Annotated in this window: 32 protein-coding genes and 1 pseudogene; 13 read left to right on the top strand and 20 right to left on the bottom strand. The window is 36.0% G+C overall.

Annotated elements, in window-relative coordinates; translation table 11 throughout:
* Nucleotides 1-2: 2 nt before the first annotated feature.
* The 6 genes from spoIIIAE to MKX66_RS26240 are packed head-to-tail and all read right to left on the bottom strand — an operon-like array spanning nt 3 to nt 3,555.
* On the bottom strand, nt 3-1,175 hold the full coding sequence (gene spoIIIAE / locus MKX66_RS26265; protein WP_002067101.1) for a stage III sporulation protein AE: 1,173 nt from the start codon (nt 1,173-1,175) through the stop codon (nt 3-5).
* A gap of 10 nt (nt 1,176-1,185) precedes the next feature.
* A complete protein-coding gene (spoIIIAD, locus tag MKX66_RS26260) occupies nt 1,186-1,569 on the bottom strand; it encodes a stage III sporulation protein AD (RefSeq protein WP_078172833.1) in 384 nt (127 codons plus the stop codon).
* A 23-nt stretch (nt 1,570-1,592) separates the two neighbouring features.
* Nucleotides 1,593-1,796 carry a stage III sporulation protein AC gene (gene spoIIIAC, locus MKX66_RS26255; RefSeq protein ID WP_000020914.1) on the bottom strand — a complete coding sequence of 68 codons (204 nt, stop codon included), beginning with the start codon at nt 1,794-1,796 and terminating at the stop codon, nt 1,593-1,595.
* Nucleotides 1,797-1,810: 14 nt separating this feature from the next.
* Entirely contained in the window at nt 1,811-2,326 is a 516-nt protein-coding gene (gene spoIIIAB, locus MKX66_RS26250; RefSeq protein WP_002088574.1) for a stage III sporulation protein SpoIIIAB, read from the bottom strand.
* Nucleotides 2,320-3,246 (bottom strand): stage III sporulation protein AA, encoded by a 927-nt coding sequence (gene spoIIIAA / locus MKX66_RS26245; RefSeq protein ID WP_002143102.1) that lies wholly within the window; start codon nt 3,244-3,246, stop codon nt 2,320-2,322. The genes spoIIIAB and spoIIIAA overlap by 7 nt, the downstream gene beginning before the upstream one ends.
* Nucleotides 3,247-3,273: 27 nt before the next feature.
* A complete protein-coding gene (locus tag MKX66_RS26240) occupies nt 3,274-3,555 on the bottom strand; it encodes a YqhV family protein (RefSeq protein WP_000816054.1) in 282 nt (93 codons plus the stop codon).
* Between the two features lie 181 nt (nt 3,556-3,736).
* Between MKX66_RS26240 and MKX66_RS26235 the strand changes: the two are divergent.
* Nucleotides 3,737-4,314, top strand: a pseudogene (locus MKX66_RS26235) (GNAT family N-acetyltransferase).
* Nucleotides 4,295-4,615 (top strand): hypothetical protein, encoded by a 321-nt coding sequence (locus MKX66_RS26230; RefSeq protein WP_016100630.1) that lies wholly within the window; start codon nt 4,295-4,297, stop codon nt 4,613-4,615. The pseudogene MKX66_RS26235 and the gene MKX66_RS26230 overlap by 20 nt, the downstream one beginning before the upstream one ends.
* Nucleotides 4,616-4,650: 35 nt before the next feature.
* On the opposite strand, the gene efp is transcribed toward MKX66_RS26230, so the two are convergent.
* From efp to MKX66_RS26210, 4 genes are read right to left on the bottom strand one after another with little or no spacing between them, the layout of a single operon-like run.
* Nucleotides 4,651-5,208 carry an elongation factor P gene (gene efp, locus MKX66_RS26225; protein ID WP_002033989.1) on the bottom strand — a complete coding sequence of 186 codons (558 nt, stop codon included), beginning with the start codon at nt 5,206-5,208 and terminating at the stop codon, nt 4,651-4,653.
* Nucleotides 5,209-5,229: 21 nt separating this feature from the next.
* Nucleotides 5,230-6,291, bottom strand: a complete 1,062-nt coding sequence (pepQ, locus tag MKX66_RS26220) for a Xaa-Pro dipeptidase (RefSeq protein ID WP_002033991.1) — start codon at nt 6,289-6,291, stop codon at nt 5,230-5,232.
* Between the two features lie 4 nt (nt 6,292-6,295).
* Complete coding sequence (aroQ, locus tag MKX66_RS26215; RefSeq protein ID WP_002015049.1) at nt 6,296-6,736, bottom strand: type II 3-dehydroquinate dehydratase; 441 nt, start codon at nt 6,734-6,736, stop codon at nt 6,296-6,298.
* Between the two features lie 55 nt (nt 6,737-6,791).
* Nucleotides 6,792-7,277 (bottom strand): YqhR family membrane protein, encoded by a 486-nt coding sequence (locus MKX66_RS26210; protein ID WP_002015048.1) that lies wholly within the window; start codon nt 7,275-7,277, stop codon nt 6,792-6,794.
* Between the two features lie 244 nt (nt 7,278-7,521).
* On the opposite strand from MKX66_RS26210, the gene MKX66_RS26205 reads away from it, so the two are divergent.
* Entirely contained in the window at nt 7,522-8,442 is a 921-nt protein-coding gene (locus tag MKX66_RS26205; RefSeq protein ID WP_002015047.1) for a DUF1385 domain-containing protein, read from the top strand.
* A 79-nt stretch (nt 8,443-8,521) separates the two neighbouring features.
* Nucleotides 8,522-8,923, top strand: a complete 402-nt coding sequence (locus MKX66_RS26200; protein ID WP_002015046.1) for an SA1362 family protein — start codon at nt 8,522-8,524, stop codon at nt 8,921-8,923.
* Nucleotides 8,924-9,003: 80 nt separating this feature from the next.
* Here the strand turns inward: MKX66_RS26200 and MKX66_RS26195 are convergent, their stop codons facing one another.
* From MKX66_RS26195 to splB, 3 genes are all read right to left on the bottom strand, one after another.
* Entirely contained in the window at nt 9,004-9,651 is a 648-nt protein-coding gene (locus MKX66_RS26195) for an HAD family hydrolase (protein WP_002111771.1), read from the bottom strand.
* Nucleotides 9,652-9,704: 53 nt separating this feature from the next.
* Nucleotides 9,705-10,133, bottom strand: a complete 429-nt coding sequence (gene mntR / locus MKX66_RS26190) for a transcriptional regulator MntR (protein WP_002143106.1) — start codon at nt 10,131-10,133, stop codon at nt 9,705-9,707.
* A gap of 133 nt (nt 10,134-10,266) precedes the next feature.
* Nucleotides 10,267-11,292 carry a spore photoproduct lyase gene (gene splB, locus MKX66_RS26185; protein WP_002015042.1) on the bottom strand — a complete coding sequence of 342 codons (1,026 nt, stop codon included), beginning with the start codon at nt 11,290-11,292 and terminating at the stop codon, nt 10,267-10,269.
* 156 nt (nt 11,293-11,448) lie between these two features.
* Between splB and MKX66_RS26180 the strand changes: the two genes are divergently transcribed.
* From MKX66_RS26180 to MKX66_RS26170, 3 genes are all read left to right on the top strand, one after another.
* The gene (locus MKX66_RS26180) at nt 11,449-11,766 is read left to right on the top strand and encodes a PadR family transcriptional regulator (protein WP_002143107.1); all 318 of its coding nucleotides are present in this window, start codon (nt 11,449-11,451) and stop codon (nt 11,764-11,766) included.
* 5 nt (nt 11,767-11,771) lie between these two features.
* Nucleotides 11,772-12,443, top strand: a complete 672-nt coding sequence (locus tag MKX66_RS26175) for a DUF1129 family protein (protein ID WP_002015041.1) — start codon at nt 11,772-11,774, stop codon at nt 12,441-12,443.
* 200 nt (nt 12,444-12,643) lie between these two features.
* Nucleotides 12,644-13,483 (top strand): hypothetical protein, encoded by an 840-nt coding sequence (locus MKX66_RS26170; RefSeq protein ID WP_061689629.1) that lies wholly within the window; start codon nt 12,644-12,646, stop codon nt 13,481-13,483.
* Between the two features lie 28 nt (nt 13,484-13,511).
* Here MKX66_RS26170 and MKX66_RS26165 read toward each other — a convergent pair whose 3' ends face one another.
* The gene (locus tag MKX66_RS26165) at nt 13,512-14,348 is read right to left on the bottom strand and encodes a lipoate--protein ligase family protein (RefSeq protein WP_002033999.1); all 837 of its coding nucleotides are present in this window, start codon (nt 14,346-14,348) and stop codon (nt 13,512-13,514) included.
* Nucleotides 14,349-14,517: 169 nt separating this feature from the next.
* Between MKX66_RS26165 and MKX66_RS26160 the strand changes: the two genes are divergently transcribed.
* Entirely contained in the window at nt 14,518-14,901 is a 384-nt protein-coding gene (locus tag MKX66_RS26160; RefSeq protein ID WP_002034000.1) for a rhodanese-like domain-containing protein, read from the top strand.
* A 35-nt stretch (nt 14,902-14,936) separates the two neighbouring features.
* Here the strand turns inward: MKX66_RS26160 and MKX66_RS26155 are convergent, their stop codons facing one another.
* Nucleotides 14,937-15,473 (bottom strand): hypothetical protein, encoded by a 537-nt coding sequence (locus tag MKX66_RS26155; protein WP_016100627.1) that lies wholly within the window; start codon nt 15,471-15,473, stop codon nt 14,937-14,939.
* Nucleotides 15,474-15,790: 317 nt separating this feature from the next.
* Here MKX66_RS26155 and MKX66_RS26150 point away from each other — a divergent pair, with 317 nt between their 5' ends.
* The 5 genes from MKX66_RS26150 to MKX66_RS26130 all read left to right on the top strand — a co-directional run bounded on the left by MKX66_RS26150 (nt 15,791) and on the right by MKX66_RS26130 (nt 18,441).
* A complete protein-coding gene (locus MKX66_RS26150; RefSeq protein WP_002034002.1) occupies nt 15,791-16,768 on the top strand; it encodes a LacI family DNA-binding transcriptional regulator in 978 nt (325 codons plus the stop codon).
* Nucleotides 16,769-16,866: 98 nt separating this feature from the next.
* Nucleotides 16,867-17,448: a TetR/AcrR family transcriptional regulator gene (locus tag MKX66_RS26145; protein ID WP_002034003.1), complete on the top strand. Its 582-nt coding sequence runs from the start codon at nt 16,867-16,869 to the stop codon at nt 17,446-17,448.
* A gap of 71 nt (nt 17,449-17,519) precedes the next feature.
* Nucleotides 17,520-17,852 carry a DMT family transporter gene (locus MKX66_RS26140; protein ID WP_000312339.1) on the top strand — a complete coding sequence of 111 codons (333 nt, stop codon included), beginning with the start codon at nt 17,520-17,522 and terminating at the stop codon, nt 17,850-17,852.
* Between the two features lies 1 nt (nt 17,853).
* A complete protein-coding gene (locus tag MKX66_RS26135; RefSeq protein WP_002015033.1) occupies nt 17,854-18,168 on the top strand; it encodes a DMT family transporter in 315 nt (104 codons plus the stop codon).
* A gap of 15 nt (nt 18,169-18,183) precedes the next feature.
* Entirely contained in the window at nt 18,184-18,441 is a 258-nt protein-coding gene (locus MKX66_RS26130; RefSeq protein WP_215590177.1) for a DUF3975 family protein, read from the top strand.
* A gap of 65 nt (nt 18,442-18,506) precedes the next feature.
* Here the strand turns inward: MKX66_RS26130 and MKX66_RS26125 are convergent, their stop codons facing one another.
* The 5 genes from MKX66_RS26125 to MKX66_RS26105 form a co-directional block, all read right to left on the bottom strand.
* Complete coding sequence (locus MKX66_RS26125) at nt 18,507-18,692, bottom strand: hypothetical protein (RefSeq protein WP_033709420.1); 186 nt, start codon at nt 18,690-18,692, stop codon at nt 18,507-18,509.
* Between the two features lie 247 nt (nt 18,693-18,939).
* Nucleotides 18,940-19,536, bottom strand: a complete 597-nt coding sequence (locus tag MKX66_RS26120; RefSeq protein ID WP_002034005.1) for an ABC-2 transporter permease — start codon at nt 19,534-19,536, stop codon at nt 18,940-18,942.
* 33 nt (nt 19,537-19,569) lie between these two features.
* A complete protein-coding gene (locus MKX66_RS26115) occupies nt 19,570-20,202 on the bottom strand; it encodes an ABC-2 transporter permease (RefSeq protein ID WP_002034007.1) in 633 nt (210 codons plus the stop codon).
* 14 nt (nt 20,203-20,216) lie between these two features.
* Nucleotides 20,217-20,885 (bottom strand): ABC-2 transporter permease, encoded by a 669-nt coding sequence (locus tag MKX66_RS26110; RefSeq protein WP_002143120.1) that lies wholly within the window; start codon nt 20,883-20,885, stop codon nt 20,217-20,219.
* On the bottom strand, nt 20,866-21,738 hold the full coding sequence (locus MKX66_RS26105) for an ABC transporter ATP-binding protein (protein WP_215590178.1): 873 nt from the start codon (nt 21,736-21,738) through the stop codon (nt 20,866-20,868). The genes MKX66_RS26110 and MKX66_RS26105 overlap by 20 nt, the downstream gene beginning before the upstream one ends.
* Nucleotide 21,739 lies beyond the last annotated feature (1 nt).

Below are 21,739 nucleotides of genomic sequence, written 5' to 3'. Positions count from 1 at the left end.
TCCTACCGCATCATGAGAGTAATGTTCCCGGCAGCAATAATAATTGTGATACTTAAAAAGAACATAAATGATACGATAGCTAAGCAAGCAAATACGTAAATGATACTTCGTCCAATGATATCTAAACATTGAATAATTGCTCCTCCGCCTACTGGTTGCAATACTGCTGCTGCGAATTTATAAATAAACGCGATACAAAAAATTTGAATCGCTGGGAAAGCGACAATTAAGCATAAAATAACGAGCCCGATAATTCCGACTGTGTTTTTTAATAATCCAGATGCACTAATAACAGTATCCGCCGCCTCAGTAAACATCCTTCCTACTACAGGAATGAAATTTCCTGTTACAAATTTAGCCGTTTTCACAGCTATACCATCAGCAACGGCTGACGCTGTTCCCTGTACAGATAATACGCCTAAAAAAACCGTCAAAAAGATACCAATAATCCCAACACTAACGTTTTGCAAAAGCTTGGACAATTTCGTAACTTTATATTGATCACTCATCGTGCTTACAATACTTAATATAGTTGCAAGTAATAAAAGTGGTAGAACGATATAGTTCATAAGAAGCCCACTCGTATTCATTAAGAAAATGATGATTGGATGAAAAAATGATACAGAAACAACACCGCCGCCTGTTGCTACGAGTGCAAGTAAAATTGGTAATAACGCTAGTATAAAATCTACCATTGTTTGTATCGTCTCTCTTGCATATGTCATAACGACATAAAAACTATTTAAAGCGAAAATAATAAGTACCATGTATACGACTGCATCAGCGATTTTACTCACGCTACTCTTTGAAAAAGCAGATTGCAACGATTGCAACAATGCACTGAAAATCGTGAGCATAATGAGCGTTCCGAGTAACTTTCCATTTGCAACAAGCTCATGAAATAAATATTTTAGTAGACCTATCATCCACTCTTTTATGGAGAACTCTTTTTCTCCCTTTACAAACTCCATAAAGCTTCCTTTTTGACTCTCTGGTAAATAGCCTCCATACTTTGTAACAAGCCCGTCCCAAAATTGCTTCACATCTTCAATTCCGAGCTTATCCAATTGTTGATCAACGACGTTTGTTTCTATAGGAGAAGCTTGTACAACAATCGGTAAAGAAAAGAAAAGGAAGCAAGCAAATAATAGCTTAGCTCCAAACTTCCTCAACATTCACTCCCCCTTATCCCGTAGGTAAAAAACCGAGAATTGTTTCAATTACAACCGTCAAAATAGGAATTGCCATGACGAGAATTAAGATTTTCCCAGCTAATTCAATTTTCGAAGCGATTGCACCTTGACCAGCATCCTTTGTAATTTGCGCACCAAACTCAGCGATATAAGCAATCCCTATAATTTTCAATAACGTTTCTACATATACGTTGCTAACCTTCGCTTCACTCGCCACTCTCTCAATCATTTGTAAAATAGAATGAATTTGATCGATTAAGAGAAGAAACATCATGCTACCAATGAACACAATAAATAACGATGTAATACTAGACTTATGCTGATTTAAAACAGCAGCTAAAAATGTAGCAACGAGGCCTAATCCGACAATTTGTATAATTTCGATTCGAACCGCCTCCTTTACTGGAAGAGAAAGACACTTTTAATCTTGTCGAATAGAGTATTAATTAAAAATGCAACATGAAACAAAATAACGACAAAACCGACAAGGATAACCCAATTTGCAATATCCTCTCGCTTTAATTCTTTTAGTACAGTATGAATGAAAGCTAAAACAATGCCGATTCCGGCGATTTGAAATATTAATCCAACATCAATGGACATCGCCTTTCTCCCCCCTATAGCAGTAAAATTACGATAAGTAGCCCTGCTAGTACCCCTAAACTCTTTATCATTTTTTCATATTGTAGTTGTAATGCTTTCGCTTCTCCTTCTTCTCTCTCCAAATGTGTAATACATAAGCGAATATGTTTTTGCTGTGATTCACGATCATGTTGTCCAAGTGTTTCACCAAATTGTTGTAAGATTTCATACTCGGTTTGTTTAAACGCCGTTAACGTCCAGTTCTCCTTCAAACTATCAATCCAAGCTTCTCTAACTGTTTGCTCCCCGTCCTCTAGCCGTTTCGAAAAGCTTTGAAATATCCAATTTAACGGCTTCGGCATTTGTTTGACTAAACGCTCTGCAGCCTCAGATAAAGGCGTGTGTCCATACATAATTTCAGCTTCTAATGATTGCAATGCTGCCTTCAATAACCTAAGTTGCCGCGGTCTCTCACTGTACCTTTTAGCGTATGAAAATCCGAAAAAAGTGCTAACAGCAACTATTAATACCGCACCAAATATTTTCACCATACGCCTTGAACCTTTCTATGGGATAATACTGGTTTTCCATCTCTATCTTTCACTTGCATAACTGTTCCTGGCCCTCTCGCTTTTGATAATTCCACAAACCTATCAAATACACCAAGTTCCAGCACCGCCTGTAACGATGGACGTTTCACAACATCATCATAAGAAAATCCATGTGCACTTATAAAAAGCTGAACACCTGCATGTACCGCCTCCATAATCGCTTCACTATCTTCTTTACGTCCAATTTCATCTACGATTAATATGTCTGGGCTCATAGAACGAATCATCATCATCATTCCTTCAGCTTTTGGACAAGCGTCTAATACATCTACTCGCACGCCAAAGTCATATTGCGGGATTCCTTTCACACAGCCCGCAATTTCTGATCGTTCATCAACAATCCCCACTTTACATGAAGGAATTTTCGAAGCACTTACACCTTGACTCATACAGCGTGCTACATCTCTTAAAAGTGTTGTTTTCCCCGTTTGCGGTGGGCCAATTACCATCGTGTTTAACCATCGCGATTCATAAAGATATGGCAGAAGCGGCTCAGCAATCCCTATTTTTTGACGGGCAATACGAATATTAAAAGAAGAGACATCTCGAATCATTTTCACTGCGCTTTTTTCTGTAATGACTTTTCCAGCTAGGCCAATTCTATGTCCTCCTCGTAGTGTCACATATCCACGTTTCAATTCCTCTTCCATCGTATAAATTGAGAATTGACTTAATTTATTCAATAAATGGATTGCATCTTCCGCTGTAGCGATATAGTCATAGAAAAACACTTCTCCATGTGCAATACACTCTAGTGGCCTTCCAATTCGAACGCGAATTTCCTCTAGAGTATCGTATTGTTTACAGCCTTCAACTAACTGTCTCATCGCTTTCGGTAAAACTTCTAATACTTCTTTCATAAGCTTCTCCCCACTATACTCGACTTACTATTTCAACAACGCGATAAAAATGCAGCCAATTCCAAGCGCTAGAAAAAAGAGTTTCAAGAAAGAAATCTCACTTGCTACACTCGCTATGCCAATTGTCATTGTTAAAATTAATACGGTCGGTCCAACAAACGCCAACATACCATTTATAAACAATGCTTTCTTCGCATCATTCACGTAAAGCATAAGCAGAGCGGCGAATATTTCCGCGCTTCCTGAAAACAACCGAAGTAATCCCATAACAAGCACGGATGTTTCCATTGCCGCTAGCCACTGTTTCATTCTCCCACCTTCTCCCATAACAGTTACTACTTCCTTATTCTGAAAAAGAATATATTTGTACAACCATATGCAGAGGTTGTCTATTTCAGAAGTAAAAACATAATTTTTCTCTATCGACTTAACCTAAAACTGAATATTCTAATTAATTTATGGTATATTTAATAGAAAAGGAGCATAGATGATGAAGCAAGTTACTTTATTACCGCTCGATTTACGATATGCAAATGTGCTTTTTGAGCTATCAAGCAATCCACATGTAAAAAATGCATTAGGGCTAAAAGTAGAATCAGTGGAAGATACAAAAACATTCATTCTTTTTGCAATTGAAGAGGAACGAAAAAAGCACTCCTTATCAAGAGTGATTGTAAATGAAGAAAATGAAATAATTGGCCTCACCACACTTAAACATATTAATTATGAGAAAAAGCAATCTCACATTGGCAGTTGGATCGGCTATCCATACTGGGGAAAAGGATATAACGAGGCCGCTAAAAAAGAAATCTTTAAAGTTGCTTTCTTAGACTTACAACTCACATACGTATTCGCTGGTGCCAAAACGACTAACATTCGCTCTTTAAGGCGCAAGAGAAACTACCTTATATTTCATTGCATGTGGAAAACAAGTTTCCAGGCGAACATGCTGCACTTGAGAAAGAAGTAAAGTCACCTTGCTCACTACATGTCGTATCACGCAAGAATTTTTCAAATTGGCTGGACGTACAAAATGAGGGGGGAAAATATGAAAGCATTAAAAATTAGTTTAACAATTGTAGTAGAATTAGCTATTATTTATCTTTTTTCAAAAATGGTCGGCTGGTCATTTTTGGAGAGCTTTTTCCTTGGCAGTCTAGCAATATTTGCAATTACGTGGTTAATTATTATGAGTAACTTTAGAAATAACAATATGGATCATGTAACGAATAAAACTTTTACCGGTATTGAAACTGGTGAAATACGCCCGTTTCAAATTGTTTTGACTCCATATATTATGGGTACCCTTTCACTCGTCACAGTTAGTTTTGTTATAACTGCAATTTACTATCTGCCCTATTTCCTATAAAAAAAGCACTCGTGATAATCACGAGTGCTTTTCTACTATGCACGAGAAACGTATTTACCTTCACCAGTGTTGATGATAAGCATTTCGCCTTCGTTAATGAAGATTGGTACTTGTACAACAAGACCAGTTTCTAATTTAGCTGGTTTTGTTACGTTAGAAGCTGTGTCACCTTTAATACCAGGTTCTGTTTCTGACACTGTTAATTCAACTGTGTTCGGAAGCTCAACACCAAGTACTTCATCTTGGTATGTCATAATAGATACTCCCATGTTTTCTTTTAAGAATTTTAATTCGCGCTCGATTTGGTTTTCGCCAAGTTCGATTTGCTCATAAGTTTCGTTATCCATAAATACGTGAGACTCACCGCTCGCGTATAAGTATTGCATACGACGGTTTTCGATGTGTGCTTTTTCTACTTTTTCACCTGCACGGAATGTTTTCTCTTGAACAGATCCTGTGCGAAGGTTACGTAGTTTAGAGCGAACGAATGCAGCACCTTTACCTGGCTTTACGTGTTGGAAATCCATTACTTGCCAAAGGGCATTGTCCACTGAAATTGTTAAACCTGTACGAAAATCGTTTACTGAAATCATGTAAAAAAATCCTCCTGTGTATTACAAAATAATAAGTTCTTTTGGTGATTTCGTTATTACTTCATTGCCTTCACTTGTTACAATGATATCATCTTCAATACGTACCCCGCCAACACCTGGAATATAAATACCTGGTTCTACTGTTACAGCCATACCTGGTTCAAGTACTGTATCAGAACGGAACGCTAAACCTGGTGCTTCATGGATTTCAAGACCGATTCCATGACCAGTAGAGTGTCCGAAGTATTCACCATATCCTTTTTCCGTTATGTAATCACGCGTTAATGCATCAGCCTCACGACCCGTTAAACCAGCTTTAATACCGTTCACACCACGTAGTTGTGCTTCTAAAACGATATTATAAATTTCTTTTAATTTATCAGATGGTTCACCGACTGCAATCGTACGAGTAATATCAGAGCAATACCCTTTGTAATAAGCGCCGAAGTCTAATGTAACGAAATCTCCTTTTTCTATCACTTTTTCAGATGCCACGCCGTGCGGTAATGCCGAACGAAGACCTGAAGCAACGATAATATCAAACGAAGAAGATGTTGCTCCTTGTTTTCTCATGAAAAATTCAAGTTCATTTGACACTTCAATTTCAGATACTCCCGGGCGAATGAATGATAGAATATGCTCAAAGGCAGCATCTGCAATCTGTGCAGCTTCCTTTAATATCTTAATCTCTGAATCAGTCTTTATCAAGCGTAACTTTTCTACAAGCCCAGAAGTTGGGATGAATTCAGCTTCGATCGCTTCATTATGCGTTACGTAAGAGCTATATGTAAGAGTATCTTGCTCAAATCCTAGCTTTTGAATTCCAAGTTCTTTAACTTGTTTCGCAACTTCATCAAGAATTAATCCTGGATGCTGCACTATTTCGTATCCAACCGCTTGCTTACTAGCTTGCTCTACATAACGGAAATCTGTAATAAATAGAGCACGCTCTTTTGAAATTAGTACAACACCAGCTGTTCCTGTGAAATTCGCCATATATCTACGGCTATGTTCATTCGTTAATACGATACCGTCAATACCAGCCTCATCAAACGCACTTCTTAATCTCTCGATCTTTTCCATTACTTTATGCCTCCCTCAATTTCTCCATTAATGCAAATAACGCTAACTTATAGCCATAAAAACCAAATCCAACAATTTGTCCCGCACAAACAGCCGCCGTCACAGATTCGTGACGGAACGATTCACGCTGGTGAATGTTAGAAATATGTACTTCAATAACAGGAATCGAAATGCTCGCAATTGCATCTCGAATCGCATAGCTATAATGCGTAAATGCTCCAGGATTTAAAATGATCCCTTCATATATATCTTCAGCCTCATGAAGACGATCGATAATAGCACCTTCATGATTCGATTGGAAACATTCTAACTCCACTCCCATTTTCTCTGCTTCGTGTTTCATATCTGTTTCAAGCGTCGCTAACGTTCCTTTTCCGTATACATTTACTTCCCTAACGCCAAGGCGATTTAGGTTAGGACCATTTACGAGGAGTAACTTTTTCATTTTCTTAAAACTCCTTAATATTAAAAAATGTCTATACGACATTTTAACATAGGAATCACTTATTTGAATAGTTTGTCTTCTCGACCCCTTCTCCTCTATTTGTATTATTCGATTCGAATGCTACAGAATACGAAATAAAAACACCATATAATATAAAGATACATATTGTCGTTACAATTGTTTCTTTCGGTAAATGGAGTGCACTTTTAATAACAGGTGCCATTAGCCCCATCCCCAAAAATAATAATGCCCACCAAAACAAACCGTATAGTACGCCAGGGAATACTCCTTCAAACTTTTTAAAAAGGGCTTTATAGAGAAATGCCACTAAAATTGAAAGAAGTCCCATACAAACGATACCTAGTACATTTCCCCAAACCCCTTCTTTCCAATCTCCAAATGCAAACGGTAAAAGTAAATAGTTAGGTCCAGCTTCTGTAAATGAGAATATATGAAGGAAATACCATATACCTCCCCAAAATAAGCCACCAAATAAACCAATTTGTACAAAGTTTCTTATTGTTGATTGTTCTTGATTCACATTGACACCTCCGCTCACTAGTATGCCCGAAACTATTTTGAGGCATGTTTAAATCCTGCAAAATTTGTCTATAAAAAGAATAAGAAATGTCCGACTCTCGTAACATTTTCCCTTGTCATCTGCCTGTATTTGTCGATAAAATAAAGGAAACTCGGTGATTGTCTTATTTCAAGATGACAAAACCAAGTATGACAATTGCCTCTTTTTCTACATAAGAGAGAAACAAATACAGGTTGGTGTTAACATGGCAGAAGAGTCAAAACAAATATATGGCGGGCAGGCAGTCATAGAAGGAGTTATGTTTGGCGGTAGAGAATATACTGTTACAGCGGTTCGTCGTAAAGATAAATCGATTGAATTTTATCGTTTACCACGCGTTCGTAATAAAGCATTATCTCTACTAAAGAAAATTCCATTTTTACGAGGTATTGCCGCTATTGTGGATGCAAGTGCGAATGGAGCGAAACATTTAAACTTTGCTTCAGAACGATTTGATGTCCACCCAGAAGAAGATGAACAACTTGCAAATAAAAAAGAAGAACAATCAAAATTAACGATGGTATTAGGAGTTGCAGCAGTTGGCGTTTTATCGTTCATATTCGGTAAAGTAATTTTCACAGCAGTTCCTGCACTTTTAGCTGAATTAACGAGACCGATTTTCCCATCTCATACAGGGCAAATCATTGTCGAAAGTGTCATTAAGCTCATGCTATTATTGAGCTATATATACTTCATTTCTTTAACCCCACTTATTAAGCGGGTATTTCAGTACCACGGTGCGGAACATAAAGTAATCAATGCTTATGAGAATAATCTTCCACTGACTGTAGAAAATGTTCAAAAGCAAACTCGCCTCCATTATCGCTGTGGCAGTAGCTTTATTATATTTACAGTCATTATTGGAATGTTTGTCTATTTCCTCGTCCCTACAGATCCACTTTGGGCAAGGGTAGTAAACCGAATTTTATTAATTCCAGTTGTTCTCGGTATTTCTTTTGAAGTATTACAATTTACCAATCGATTACGAGATGTCCCTGTTTTACGAGTACTTGGATATCCAGGATTATGGCTGCAACTATTAACAACGAAAGAACCAACAGATGATCAAGCGGAAGTTGCAATCGCATCGTTTGAAGAATTATTACGTTTAGAAAACAAACAATAATTATTTAAAAATGGTGTTCAACTCCTTTCCTCATCGTTAATATACTAATTTTAATATATGTTTTTAGGAGGTGTCCCTTATGAACGGTCGTTCGTTTACATTCGCTATATTTGTGCTTATTATCGGATTGGCAATATTCGGCCTTGTTTCATCTGTTATTACAAATCCAATGGAAGTATTGAAAAACATTGGTATCATGTTAGCTGTCGTCGGTATCTTTTACTTACTCTACAAAATGTTTACAAACTCTAGTGGTTCTGCAAATTCGCAAAGCTCATATAAGCGTGCAGCGAAACAATCGAACCGCAAACACGGGAAACAAAATGTAGCACCCCTAAGCAATTCTTTCTTGAAACGAAATGCTTCTGATGACAAGGGGAAAAAGGGTAATTCTCCATCGTTGAAAAGAAAAAGAAAACAATCTCATTTAACTGTCATTGAAGGTAAAAAAAACAAAAAGAAAGACCGTGCTTCCTTTTAGGAAATACGGTCTTTTTTTATCCCGGTTGGTGCGGGGCTAATAATCAGTGGAAGATGCGAAAAACCCTACTGATTAAAGTTTCACTTTATATGTTGAAGCACTTCTTTCAAACTTTTCTCTTTCATACTTTCGATACGAAGGTGATGGTTTTCAAATTGCAAATTTCTTGTCACATCATTAGGTACGACGACACACTTTAATCCTGCTGCCACCGCTGCTTTCAATCCATTTAATGAATCTTCAAATACAACAGCTTCTGATGGTTCAATTCCTAATTCTTCTATCGTAACTTTATAAAGAGCTGGATCTGGTTTTACCTTCTCTACATCTTCTCGCGTTTTAATCACTTCAAAATAATCTCTAATTTGTAGCTCTTCTAAAAAACGAACGACCCACTCCCTAGATGAACTAGAGGCCAATGCGATTTTCAATCCAAGTTCTTTCGCTTCTTCTAAATATTCTTTTACCCCGTCACGCGCTTTTGGTATTTTCATTTTCTCTTTATGTAAAGTTGTTACTTTTCCCTTTAATGCATGCTCGTTAAATTTTTCTTTTAATTGCTCTTTTAAATATGCATAAAGCACTTCATCTGTCGTTCCAATACATTTTGCAAATTCCTCTAAAGGTAACTCACCGCCGTATTCACGAACAGCATCTCTGAAAGAGTGAAACCATATTGTTTCTGTGTCCACAATTAATCCATCAAAATCAAAAATAATTGCTTTCATTATTCTCCCGTCCTTTTCGATTGAAATAAAAAAGGAAACGCCACACGTTCCCCTTAATTACTTTTCTCTTCATTTGCTTTTTGAACACCACGAAGTGTTTTTACTCGAACTTCATCTTGTTCAAAGTATTGTACTAAATCACCGATACGGTCAATTGATTCCCAACTTAAATGATGTTCAATTCCTTCTACATCATTATAAATTTTGCTTTCATCCACACCGATAATGCGCATAAACTGTTCTAACAATTCATGACGATATACGAGACGTTCTCCGATTTTTTTACCTTTTGATGTTAATACAAGCCCTCTATATTTTTCATAAATTAGATATTCGTCTTTGTCTAATTTTTGTACCATTTTTGTTACAGAGGATGGATGTACACTAAGCGCTTCAGCAATATCAGATACACGGGCATAACCCTTTTCATCAATCAACAAATAAATTTGTTCAATATAATCTTCCATACTAGGGGTAGGCATCGGTTTCCTCCATCCAATTTCATTTTGCTTATTCCGTACGAAGCAATCAATAAAATGATACACCAGAAAGAATAACGTGACAAGGTGGAAACGAGCCTAAATATATAAAACAAAAAAAGAATCTAGATTCCCCTTATGTAAAATATTGAATTTCTGCATCGGGAAAATACTCATATATATAACCTCGTATTGTTTCTTCTAATACTTCCACATCATCCTTTTGATATACATATTTCCCAATACCGTATCGTCCCCATTTATATTTCCGCTTCTCTTCATCCATTTCAAGTTTCGTATTCGGATAACGTTCTTGAATGACTTTTTTGGCTGGTTTCGTAAAACGATGTTGAATTAATTCGAACGTTAAATTTGGTATCGTCATGTCTTTTAACGCATTGTACAATCGTTCAAACAATTCACGGTACCCTTCTTCCCACCCTTCATGCATATAAATTGGCGCAACAATAAAACCAAGAGGATAATTAGCCCCCGCTACTTTACGAGCAGCCTCAATTCGCTCTTCAAATGGCGATGTCCCTGGTTCAAAGTTTTTAATAACATAACGTGAATTAATACTAAATCGAAAACGCGTTTTCCCATTATGCTTTGCATCTAATAAATGATCAACATGCGAATATTTCGTAACGAAACGCAAACGTCCATGTTCACTTTCTCCGATAAACTCTATCGCCCGTTTTAATGCATGTGTCAAATGATCAATTCCAACGATGTCTGATGTACACGCCGCTTCAAATCTTGTTATTTCAGGGGCCCTTTCATCCATATATTGCTTTGCCTTCTCAAAGATTTCATCTAGATTCACATACACCCTTACGTAAGGTTTACTCCCAAGTGTCGTTTGCAAATAACAATAATGACAATGTCCCATACACCCTGTTGCAAGCGGAATTGCATATTCAGCTGAAGGTTTTGATGTATCGAACTTTAACGTCTTCCTCACCCCAACGACAAGTGTTGCTTTTGCATTACGATACTTTTGCAATTCATTTTCCCCTGGAAAATTTCTAATTTGATTGTGTGATGTCGTTTCACGGATTTCTAATCCCATCTTCGTAAACTTCTCATAAAGCTCTTTTCCAAGCGGATATTCGAGTGCCCTCGGTTCAAAGTAAACGAGTTTTGGCATAAATGGTTTCATGTACTTCCCTCCTCTCATTAGTATGGGAAGCACATGAAAATTAACACAGATTAAAGTTTTCCACTTCAGTAACTTGCGTTGCAAGTTACTGACTGTTATAATTTGGATAACAGCTACCTTGCAAGGCAAGTTACCTGGATAAAAGGTGGTGAAATCATGCACAGCCAAATGTTAAAAGGTGTACTAGAAGGTTGCATTCTATATATCATTTCACAAGAAGAAGTGTACGGATATGAACTAAGTACAAAATTAAATAAACACGGCTTTACATTCGTAAGTGAAGGAAGCATCTATCCTTTATTGTTACGCATGCAAAAAGAGAAACTTATTGAAGGTACATTAAAGACTTCCTCTCTTGGACCGAAGCGAAAATATTATCACGTAACTGATAAGGGATTAGAACAACTTGAAGAATTTAAAAAAAGTTGGGGAATGGTTTCAACGACGGTAAACAACTTATTACAAGGGGAGTGATAGGGATGAAAGCGAAAGACATGGTTGAATTGAACAATAAAAAACGCGAACTTCTAACACCTGAAAACGAAGCTGCTTACGGTGATATGCTAGTATATCTTCGGTTATCTAACGTACCCGAACAAAAATTAGAAGAACTTTTATTAGAAATATTAGATCATCTCATCGAAGCACAAGCAGAAAATAAAAATGCTTATGATATTTTCGGAAATGATTTACGATCTTACTGCGATGAACTTATATCAGCTTTACCAACCCAAACAAAGCTAGAACAAACTTCTTTAATCGGTTTTGTTATTAGCTTACTTCTTGCTATACAGTTTGGAATAGATGCACTTGTTTCGACTTTCATTTTAATCTTCGGGAAGAATATCGAACAATTAAGCCCAGCTTTTAGCATCCCTGGAACCACTTTGTTCGTTTCACTTATTATACTAGGTATACTTTTCATTTTATATTTATTAAAGCGCTATTCCTTTAATCAAAAGATGAATTGGAAAAGAAGGATTCTATTTGGATTCGCATTTGCTACTCCATTTTGTTCAGCTGTATTTTTAAATGTCTATTTTAAAAAACAACCTTATCTCATTTATCATCTAACCTTTTGGCAAAACGCCTTAATCGCTATCCTATTTTTTATTTTATATAAATTACTATACAAAAAATCAAATTTTTAACAGCCCTTCAAACGGCTGTTTTTCTTCTGTATAATTTTACAAATTGAAAAATTTCATAAAGAAAATAAGAAAAATGCAAAATAATTAAAGTTAATTGTTGACGTGATGCTTTTATTATCGGTATCATAAATCTTCGTGAGCAATTATTTTTCGTTATACGATTTTTTTATTATTACTGAATTTTTGAGAGGAGAAATTTGATGTCAGTTAAGAAGAAAACGCAAGTACGCACCGGCAAAATGGTACGTGAACTAATGTTAGCAGACGAAGATGTAAATGCTTCGCTAATTATGGTATACAGTGAAAACGGTGTAAACGCAGAAATTAAAATCGAGGGCTTAACGCCGAAATGTAACGAAGAATTATTTTTGAGCGGAAACGTGGATTGGAACAAGAGTGTTATTTATAAAATTGTTGATTTCACTGGGAACGCTGAGGTTGGTAAAGTTACATTAACAGCGATGAACAAAAATAATGTTTCTCTAGAAGTTGAACGCGTTATGTGGAGCAAAGAAAATAAAGAAGCTGCTGAGCAAGAAGAAACAGTTGTAGAAGCTACTCCGAAAAAAGAAGTAGTTGTAGAAGCTCCAAAAGCAGTTACACCTGCTCCAAAGCCTATTACGCGAGTAGAAACACCTGCTGCATCTAAACCTACTCCGGTACCAACGCCGAAGTCAGTAAGTGTTGAAGCAGCTATAGAACTATCTACTCCAGCACCTGTGAAAAAAGCAGTACCTACTCCAGTTACAAAGCAAGAGACAGCACCGGTTACTCCTATAAAACCGAAGCAACCTGCTTTGACTGAAACAAATACAAAACTACAAGAAAATTATGTTAAACTTGTGAAAAAGACAATTGAAGTTTGTCAAGATTACGAGCTTGGCATCGACATAGATGATTCTATTGAAGGATTAAAAAAAGAGCTACAAAGCCAAGGTATTAGCGTTACATTCGACAAAGAAATTATGGACGTTGTAAATCGCCTTCGTTCTTTACAAGATAAAGGAATCAAAGTAGAAAAAGTACTTAATTTACTATAAAAATAAGGAGATGGCGGTCGCCATCTCCTTATTTTTTATAATTCCATTCATTACTTTCATACTTCTCTTTTGCTAAAGTTTGAACTTCATGAAGCTGTTCTTCTGTTAGTTCATACGGCACAAGCTCTATATCTAAACCTTTTTCAAATCCAGTTTCAAACGCTTTAATTAACTGTTCAATCGTAAATGTGCGGTCTGTTAATTCATTAATCGCTACCGCTTTAGAAGAAAACATGTTTTTCATACGCTCTTTTACTCGCTCATTTGGGAATAAAAATAGGTCGTATAACTCATCTAAATCTATTTCTAACGGAATAGAACCGTGTTGTAAGATAACACCTTTTTGACGTGTTTGGGCACTACCCGCGATTTTTCTTCCTTCAACTACAATCTCATACCAAGATGGCGCATCAAAACATACTCCTGAACGCGGATTTTTTAAATTCTCACGATCCGCTTCTGTTTTCGGAACTGCATAATACGCTTCTAATCCTAATGCCTTAAAACCGTCCAATAAGCCTTGCGAAATAATTCGGTATGCTTCTGTAACTGTTTTTGGCATATTCGGATGATCTTCAGACACAATAACACTGTACGTTAATTCTTTGTCATGTAGTACACCCCTGCCGCCTGTTTGACGACGAACGAATCCATATTTTTTTTCGTTAACTACATCCATATTTATATCTTTTTCAACACGCTGGAAATACCCGACTGTTAATGTTGGTACTTCCCATTCATAAAAACGAATTGTTGGTGGCATTTTCTTTTCACTTTGCCAATTTAATAAACATTCATCTAACGCCATATTAAATGCTGGTGAACATTGACCAGAGTTAATATAACACCATTTTTCTTTTCCCATCCTGCACCTCATATAACCAATTATTTTTCACATTCTCTAGTCTACCAAATTCGACAAAATTTGTGAAAGAATACGAAATTTCTTCTTATATACAAATGAATCTGTTGCATAAATACATACGGGCATTATAATATTGAAAGTAGGATAAGAAAAAAGGAGCGATAGAATCGTGTCAACAAACTTGATTATTATACTAGCCGCAATTGCAGCATTCATCGGCTACACTGTATGGATGTATTTCTATCAGAAAAAATTAATTAAAACACTTTCAGAAGAAGAATTTCGCGCTGGCTACCGTAAAGCACAGCTTATCGATATTCGCGAAGCAGATGAATTTAACGCGGGACATATTTTAGGTGCGCGTAACATTCCATTATCACAAATTCGCCTTCGCCACAAAGAACTTCGCCAAGATCAACCGGTTTATTTATATTGCCAAAGCGGATTCCGTACAGGTCGTGCAGCTCAATACTTAAAAAAACAAGGCTACACAGATTTCTACCAATTAAAAGGTGGATTTAAATCTTGGTCAGGCAAAATTAAAAAGAAATAACATACAAAAACTAGCTGCACGATACAGCTAGTTTTTTATTCCATATTGTTCGCAATGTACAGTAGATTTTGTTTAATCACATCTTCATCTTTCTCATCTACATTACGATATAATAGCTGATATTCAATCCCCTTCTCTTTCCATATAAGCGTAGCAAATTCGTCCCCTCGCTCGTAATCATCCTTATTTTTAAAATAAGCAGGTGCTCCATTATTCAATTTCATTTGTTCTTGAAATCGATTCTCTTCTACGAGGTATGGAAAACTGTAAGAAAAGTTGGCCACTGTTAATTCTATATAATCGTGCCTTCCTTTCTCTTGTTGCTTATATTTAATCGTTAAGACAGCATTCTTCTTTCCCATCGTTCTTACCTCTCCCTGCACATCACTCGTAATGTCATAAGGTAAAAACGTTGGAACTTTAAACTTTGCCGGAAAATATTTTGGAAGTTCCTTTAGCGGAATCGGATCAGTAACACGGTCCTTAGCCCCTCCTGTTGTTCCTACAAATGTTTTTTCTTCTTGCATCGTTTGCTGAAATGAACATGAGCTAAGTATTACACTAGAAAACACGAAACAAATGATTCTTTTTTTCAATTTGTTTCCGCCCTTTCATACCGCTCTCTTAACGAGTGAAGCGTTTATACTCTCTACTATTCGCTTCGTTATCAAACGCCTCCTCCGAAAACTTTCCACGTTATTCTCACACATTCTGACAAAAATTATTTGCAGACATACAAAAAAGACCCCACTATTCTTACGCCCAAATAAAAAGGTTACGCGAACAACAGAAGTCATGCTTATAACATAGATTGTGAAAAGCTTTTCAGGTCAAGATTTTTTTCATTCTTATTATTTTCCCCTTATAATTAAGGAAAGAGGTGATACATATGGCCAATATAAAACAAATTGCAAAAACTGCTGGTGTATCTATATCAACTGTTTCTCGTGTCCTTAATAATCATCCTTACGTAAAAGAGGAAAAACGTAAGCGTGTTTTAGATGCAGTTGAAGAATTGAACTATGCAAAAAATATAAATGCTATCCATTTAATAAAGGGTAAAACATATACAATTGGCGTTATGCTACCTTTTATTAATCTTCCGTACTTTAGCACGATCATTGAAGGAATCGGAAACGAAGCGTTAGCAGCTGGATATCATATTAATTTATGCCAAACGAATTACGATAGTATTGAAGAAATTCGCGTTCTTGAAATGATGAAAATGAAACAATTTGACGGGATGATTATTTGCTCTCGCACGAGTTCATGGGAACAAATTGAACCGTTCGCAAAATTTGCCCCTATTATTTCATGTGAAAAAATGAACCATCCCCTCATTTCATCTGTCTATGTAGATCATTACGAAGGATTCCGCCTTGGTACTTCCTATTTACTCAGTAAAGGTCATGAAAAAATCGGCATTTGTTTAGCAAGAAAAACAAGTGTTAATTCAATCGAGCGTGAAAAAGCTTTCGCCGACACTCTCCGTCACGAAGGAAAAACAGTACACCCTGATTGGATTTTCCATCAATGTTATACGATGCAGGACGGGGCAAAAATACTTCATCGTATTTTAAACATGAAAAATCGTCCAACCGCTATTTTCACAGCGAACGATCAAGTAGCCGCTGGTTTATTAACAGAGGCAAAAAAACATGGCATTCGCATACCTGAAGACCTCGCTATCCTGGGATTTGATAACCATGAAATTTCAAAAGCATTAGAAATTACAACTATTGAGCATCCCGGGCTCACAATGGGATCACGTGCTTTTTCTTTATTTCATAAACAGATACAAAACGAACACATTATTGGAAACTCAGAAGAACTTTCATTCCATTTAATTGAGCGAAAAACAGTCTAGAAAAGAGTGCCAACCATAGCACTCTTTTTTCAGTTCTTCACCTATTGACTTTATATTTTTTATCTCATATAATGAACCTAACGAACGGTAGGTAGGGGATGAAAATGACAGCAAACCGCATTAAAGCTGTAGCACTTTCTCATTTCGCGCGCTACGGCTACGAAGGAACTTCATTAGCAAATATTGCTCAAGAAGTTGGGATTAAAAAACCATCGATTTACGCACACTTTAAAGGAAAAGAAGAGCTATATTTTACATGCTTAGAATCCGCTCTTCAAAAAGATTTACAAAGCTTCACTGACGATATCGAAAATTTTTCAAAATCGTCTACTGAAGAATTGCTAGTAAATCTGTTAAAAGGTTATGCAAAACGATTTGGTGAAAGTGAAGAATCAATGTTTTGGTTACGAACTTCTTATTTTCCGCCGGATGCATTTCGCGAACAAATTATTGATAAAGCGAATGTACACATTGAAAATGTCGGAAAACTTTTATTCCCTGTGTTTAAAAGAGCAAGCGAACAAGATGAACTGCATAACATTGAAGTAAAAGATGCTTTGGAGGCTTTTTTATGCTTACTTGACGGCCTTATGGTTGAACTACTATACGCAGGTTTAAATCGTTTTGAGACACGTTTAGAAGCTTCTTGGAAAGTATTTTGGCGCGGACTTTCAAACTGACGGATTGCTCCTTTGCAATGCGTCGTTTTTAAGCCCTTTACCTAACGACTGGTAGGAAGGAGAGATGACATATGGCATGGATTTATGTAATCATAGCTGGTATTATTGAAATCTTTTGGGTTATTGGACTTAAAAAAGCGGAGGCACCACTTGAATGGGCTGGTGTTGCTCTATTAATTACAATTAGTTTCGTCTTATTATTTAGAGCATATAAAGATTTACCTGTCGGCACTGTATACGCAGTCTTTACAGGAATTGGAGCTGGTGGAATCGTTCTTACAGAGATTTTCATCTTCGGAGAACCTTTCTCTATCGTAAAAGTATTATTAATCGGTTTAATCTTCTTCGGAGTAATCGGTTTAAAACGAGTAACAGAAGAAAAAGAAGCGAAGGAGGCCGCATAAAATGGCTTGGGTATTTTTAATTCTAGCTGGTATTTGTGAAATTGTTGGTGTACTCTTTATGAAAGTAGCCACTGAAAAGAAAGGCTGGGCACCAAAAGTTATTTTAATCGCTAACTTTGGCGTAAGTTTCTTCTTCTTATCTCTTGCAATGAATACATTACCGATGGGAACTGCTTACGCAATTTGGACTGGAATCGGAACTGCCGGAAGTGCACTTCTCGGTATTCTTATTTTCCGCGAGTCAGCGGATTGGCGTCGCCTTGCCTTCTTAAGCTGCATTCTGTGCGGCGCTGTTGGCTTAAAATTATTAGGCTAACGTGAGGTGAATGTCATGTGGAAAGAAGAAGGAAAACAAATGTTAGCATGGATTACACTCGGGATCGTCATTCTATTACAAATAAGTTTTCATATAATAGAATGGCTGTTTCATAAAGTATTATCCATTCTTACATTCCTTCCTAACATGGCACTTGAAATTGCATCTATCGCTTGGTCAATTATTGCCTCCATTACAATCGTGATTATATGGAGTATCGCCAAGCTATGGAACAAGTTATTTAAAAAGGACAGTTCTTCTGAAAAGAAGTAACTGTCCTTTTTTATCCCGCATTAACGGGCAGTAAGACCCCCACTGATTAAAGTTTCACTTTATATTCATTCTGATTTTCTATAGAAATTTGATGCGATCAGACAAAGCAGACCAGCTATGACAATACTTATACCAATCCCTTTATGCAAATTAGGAAATGGCGGTGGTATATCCGAGTAAAAATTTGCTATTATGAGACCAATTGAAAATAAAAATACCCCAATTCTATATAACCACTTTCTTTTGTTCATCATTCTCCCTCCTAAAATTTTTCATATCCTTCTTTCTTTTGGACATACTACCTAAAAAAGGAGTGGGTTATATGCAAAATTCTATACATAAGCAGATCCTATTTTTATTTTTCCTCTTTCTCATTTTCGTTATCGTTTTCAGCTTTATATTACATACTCCGAAAGATGTGCCTAATAGCCTTTCTGTTTATAAACTTTTGCTCTCGTATTGCCGTTATTGAAGAAGGTGCCTTTTACGAGGCACCTTTTAAAATTCTCTCTTCTCATACAATTTCACTGAAACGAAGATAGATACTATGAACATGCAAATTGAACTAACGAATAACACGCTGTTGTATAGTTGAATTTGTTCCAGGTTGATTTGAAACAAAGTTTCTAAAATAACAATCGGCGCCATGACTATTACTATCGTAATAAAAATAGTTTTTTTATACCCTAGCCAAAACGATATCGGTAAAACAAAGCTTAAATACACTAAAATAAAGCTAATACTAGCAACCATTGTCGTTTCAATAAATTCGAATAGGTTAACCCCATTCTTCATTCCCATCGTGAAACAACCGACCGTTACGCTTATAAAGAGAATAATAATTGCTACTATATATTTCGCATACACAATTTGTTTTCTGAATATTGGCAAACTACTTACTATAACTTCACTCTCATTTTTACTATCTGCTTCAAATGTTTTTACTGTTGCCCCAATTGTAATAATTACTGACATAATTATGAACAGATTTTCCGTATCTGTTAAAGCCATATAAAAGAAAACAGGATACAATATGTACCAAATTAAAAATTTCCATTGAATGATGAAATCTTTTAAAATTAATTGCTTGATCATGTTTTACACCTCCTAGTATGAAAAGAGCCTCTTCTATAACTCTGCCTCCTGAAACATTTTCATTGAGAGAAACATTGATATGACTATACTTACTAACACTCCGATACCAAGAACACTCATTGCTAGTGTAGCCTCTTGAGAGTGGAGTACTTTTAACATAATTATTTCATCACCAAAAATATTGCACATAAGGCCAATCATACCCATTAAAGGAAAAATCATAATCACATTCAAGACAGTAATAGCTTTATATCCTCCAATGTAATTAGTAGGTATCGTTACTACACAATAAATCAAAGTTGCTACTATTGCTGAAAATATTGCATATCCAGGAATAACTATATCTCTGTTCAACAAAATATTTCCTAATATTACGACTATAGAAGTTATGCTCAAACCGACTATAATAAATAATGTGCTTGAAATATATTTAGCTATAACTATCTCTTTTCTCATTATCGGCAAACTCACTAATACTTTTTCTATTTTACTTTTCTCGTCATAATAAAAAGAAATATATATAATCGTACTACATGTTATAAATAATCCTATTGCAATCCCCATCGGTTCTACGGAATTTCTAAAAACAGATAAAATAGGTATTAAAAAATAGAAAGGAAACATCTTCTTCTGTAAGAAAAACTCCTTCAAAATCAACTGTTGCATATGAATTCCCCTCTCTATAAATCACGCGTTTCATAAATTTTAATTGTAAGAAACATAGAAGCGATATAGACACTAGCTAATATAATTCCTCCAACTATAAATACACCGATATGCACTGGATTCATAATCCACTCAATGAATGAAGGTGTTGTTTCATCCAATCCATCTCCTATGAATATCCAAGCAATTCCACCAACTACCATTGATGCTCCTGACACTATACTTCGTGCTATCTTTGACCTTGTAACATAATAACTAGGAAAGAATGTTACAACAAAAAATACGGCGTAAACAGCTCCATTTATTACTTCATACCATGGAATTTCAATGTATAGATTCGGATGATAGGTACCGATATCACCAATGACCACAATGCCTCTTACAAGAAAAACAACTAACATCGTAGAGAGTATGCCACCAACAATAAATATTGCACTGGAAACATATCTAGCAATTATGATATCCTTTCGGCTTACCGGTAAACTATTTATAATAATGTCACTGTTATTCCTTTCATCCATAAAAGTTAACGTCATAACGGAAGAAAGAGTTATAAATAGACAACTCATCGAAAATAACAATTCACCACTTGGATCTAACATAAATAATACAAGAGGCACAATTAGATTCACTAACCACGTTACCCTAAAAAAGAACAAATCTTTATATATGAGCTGACGCATAGGCACCTCTCCCTTTCGCAGTGTAAACGATGATATCATCTAATGTAGGTTTTTCTAGTACAACCTCATTTCCAAACCAATCTATAATTGCTTGTTTTTCCTTTGCGAGTCCTTCAAATCCGAATTTATTTTTGCGTAAGCCAACGAATAACTCTTTTCCTTCTCGATCCAATAAATCATTGCTCCCCTTTACGATTACGTAATTCTCCATTAATTCATCTTTCTCACCAGTAAATATAATTTCTCCATCGTTAATGAACGTAATATAATCTGCGATGCGCTCTAAGTCTGTTGTAATGTGCGTTGAGAATAATACGGATACTTCATCTTCCATTACAATTTCTTGCAAAATATCAAGTAATTCACTTCGAACAACTGGATCTAATCCTGCTGTCGGTTCATCCATAATGATAAACTCCGCGTGATGTGAAAGTGCAATGGCAATCGCAAATTTCATTTTCATCCCTTTTGAGAGTTCTTTAATTTTTTTATACTTCGGAACTTGTAATCTGTGCATATACGATTTGTATTGCTCTTCGTCCCACTTTTTATATAATGGTGCAATAATACGCTTCATTTGTTCACACGTTAAATCTTCGTAATAATGATTTTCATCATATACAAAACCGATATTTTGTTTTATTTCCTTTTCGGCTTTCTTATTGTCCTTGCCAAAAACTTTTATATCGCCGCTATCTTTTCTAATTAAATTCATAATCATTTTGATCGTCGTACTTTTCCCAGCTCCATTCGGTCCAACAAATCCCATAATATATCCTCGTGGTAATGTAAAACTTACATTTTTCACTGAGAAATCTTGATAACTTTTACAAACGTTTTTTAGCTCTAACATC

It is taken from the genome of Bacillus sp. FSL R9-9530 (assembly GCF_038008145.1).
GTDB lineage: Bacteria > Bacillota > Bacilli > Bacillales > Bacillaceae_G > Bacillus_A > Bacillus_A mycoides.
This window is presented reverse-complemented; position numbering and strand designations above follow the sequence as displayed.

Excerpts from the sequence above, each read along its gene's own strand:
- spoIIIAB (WP_002088574.1), bottom strand. The coding sequence starts at position 2,326 with ATGGTGAAAATATTTGGTGCGGTATTAATAGTTGCTGTTAGCACTTTT.
- mntR (WP_002143106.1), bottom strand. The coding sequence starts at position 10,133 with ATGCCTACCCCTAGTATGGAAGATTATATTGAACAAATTTATTTGTTG.
- spoIIIAC (WP_000020914.1), bottom strand. The coding sequence starts at position 1,796 with ATGTCCATTGATGTTGGATTAATATTTCAAATCGCCGGAATCGGCATT.
- MKX66_RS26200 (WP_002015046.1), top strand. The coding sequence starts at position 8,522 with ATGAACGGTCGTTCGTTTACATTCGCTATATTTGTGCTTATTATCGGA.
- aroQ (WP_002015049.1), bottom strand. The coding sequence starts at position 6,736 with ATGAAAAAGTTACTCCTCGTAAATGGTCCTAACCTAAATCGCCTTGGC.
- MKX66_RS26165 (WP_002033999.1), bottom strand. The coding sequence starts at position 14,348 with ATGGGAAAAGAAAAATGGTGTTATATTAACTCTGGTCAATGTTCACCA.
- MKX66_RS26170 (WP_061689629.1), top strand. The coding sequence starts at position 12,644 with ATGTCAGTTAAGAAGAAAACGCAAGTACGCACCGGCAAAATGGTACGT.
- MKX66_RS26150 (WP_002034002.1), top strand. The coding sequence starts at position 15,791 with ATGGCCAATATAAAACAAATTGCAAAAACTGCTGGTGTATCTATATCA.
- MKX66_RS26105 (WP_215590178.1), bottom strand. The coding sequence starts at position 21,738 with ATGTTAGAGCTAAAAAACGTTTGTAAAAGTTATCAAGATTTCTCAGTG.
- MKX66_RS26145 (WP_002034003.1), top strand. The coding sequence starts at position 16,867 with ATGAAAATGACAGCAAACCGCATTAAAGCTGTAGCACTTTCTCATTTC.
- MKX66_RS26135 (WP_002015033.1), top strand. The coding sequence starts at position 17,854 with ATGGCTTGGGTATTTTTAATTCTAGCTGGTATTTGTGAAATTGTTGGT.
- MKX66_RS26195 (WP_002111771.1), bottom strand. The coding sequence starts at position 9,651 with ATGAAAGCAATTATTTTTGATTTTGATGGATTAATTGTGGACACAGAA.
- MKX66_RS26140 (WP_000312339.1), top strand. The coding sequence starts at position 17,520 with ATGGCATGGATTTATGTAATCATAGCTGGTATTATTGAAATCTTTTGG.
- MKX66_RS26180 (WP_002143107.1), top strand. The coding sequence starts at position 11,449 with ATGCACAGCCAAATGTTAAAAGGTGTACTAGAAGGTTGCATTCTATAT.
- MKX66_RS26120 (WP_002034005.1), bottom strand. The coding sequence starts at position 19,536 with ATGATCAAGCAATTAATTTTAAAAGATTTCATCATTCAATGGAAATTT.
- MKX66_RS26125 (WP_033709420.1), bottom strand. The coding sequence starts at position 18,692 with ATGAACAAAAGAAAGTGGTTATATAGAATTGGGGTATTTTTATTTTCA.
- pepQ (WP_002033991.1), bottom strand. The coding sequence starts at position 6,291 with ATGGAAAAGATCGAGAGATTAAGAAGTGCGTTTGATGAGGCTGGTATT.
- splB (WP_002015042.1), bottom strand. The coding sequence starts at position 11,292 with ATGAAACCATTTATGCCAAAACTCGTTTACTTTGAACCGAGGGCACTC.
- MKX66_RS26240 (WP_000816054.1), bottom strand. The coding sequence starts at position 3,555 with ATGAAACAGTGGCTAGCGGCAATGGAAACATCCGTGCTTGTTATGGGA.
- MKX66_RS26230 (WP_016100630.1), top strand. The coding sequence starts at position 4,295 with ATGAAAGCATTAAAAATTAGTTTAACAATTGTAGTAGAATTAGCTATT.
- MKX66_RS26205 (WP_002015047.1), top strand. The coding sequence starts at position 7,522 with ATGGCAGAAGAGTCAAAACAAATATATGGCGGGCAGGCAGTCATAGAA.
- MKX66_RS26175 (WP_002015041.1), top strand. The coding sequence starts at position 11,772 with ATGAAAGCGAAAGACATGGTTGAATTGAACAATAAAAAACGCGAACTT.
- spoIIIAE (WP_002067101.1), bottom strand. The coding sequence starts at position 1,175 with ATGTTGAGGAAGTTTGGAGCTAAGCTATTATTTGCTTGCTTCCTTTTC.
- MKX66_RS26130 (WP_215590177.1), top strand. The coding sequence starts at position 18,184 with ATGTGGAAAGAAGAAGGAAAACAAATGTTAGCATGGATTACACTCGGG.
- spoIIIAA (WP_002143102.1), bottom strand. The coding sequence starts at position 3,246 with ATGAAAGAAGTATTAGAAGTTTTACCGAAAGCGATGAGACAGTTAGTT.
- MKX66_RS26115 (WP_002034007.1), bottom strand. The coding sequence starts at position 20,202 with ATGCAACAGTTGATTTTGAAGGAGTTTTTCTTACAGAAGAAGATGTTT.
- MKX66_RS26110 (WP_002143120.1), bottom strand. The coding sequence starts at position 20,885 with ATGCGTCAGCTCATATATAAAGATTTGTTCTTTTTTAGGGTAACGTGG.
- efp (WP_002033989.1), bottom strand. The coding sequence starts at position 5,208 with ATGATTTCAGTAAACGATTTTCGTACAGGTTTAACAATTTCAGTGGAC.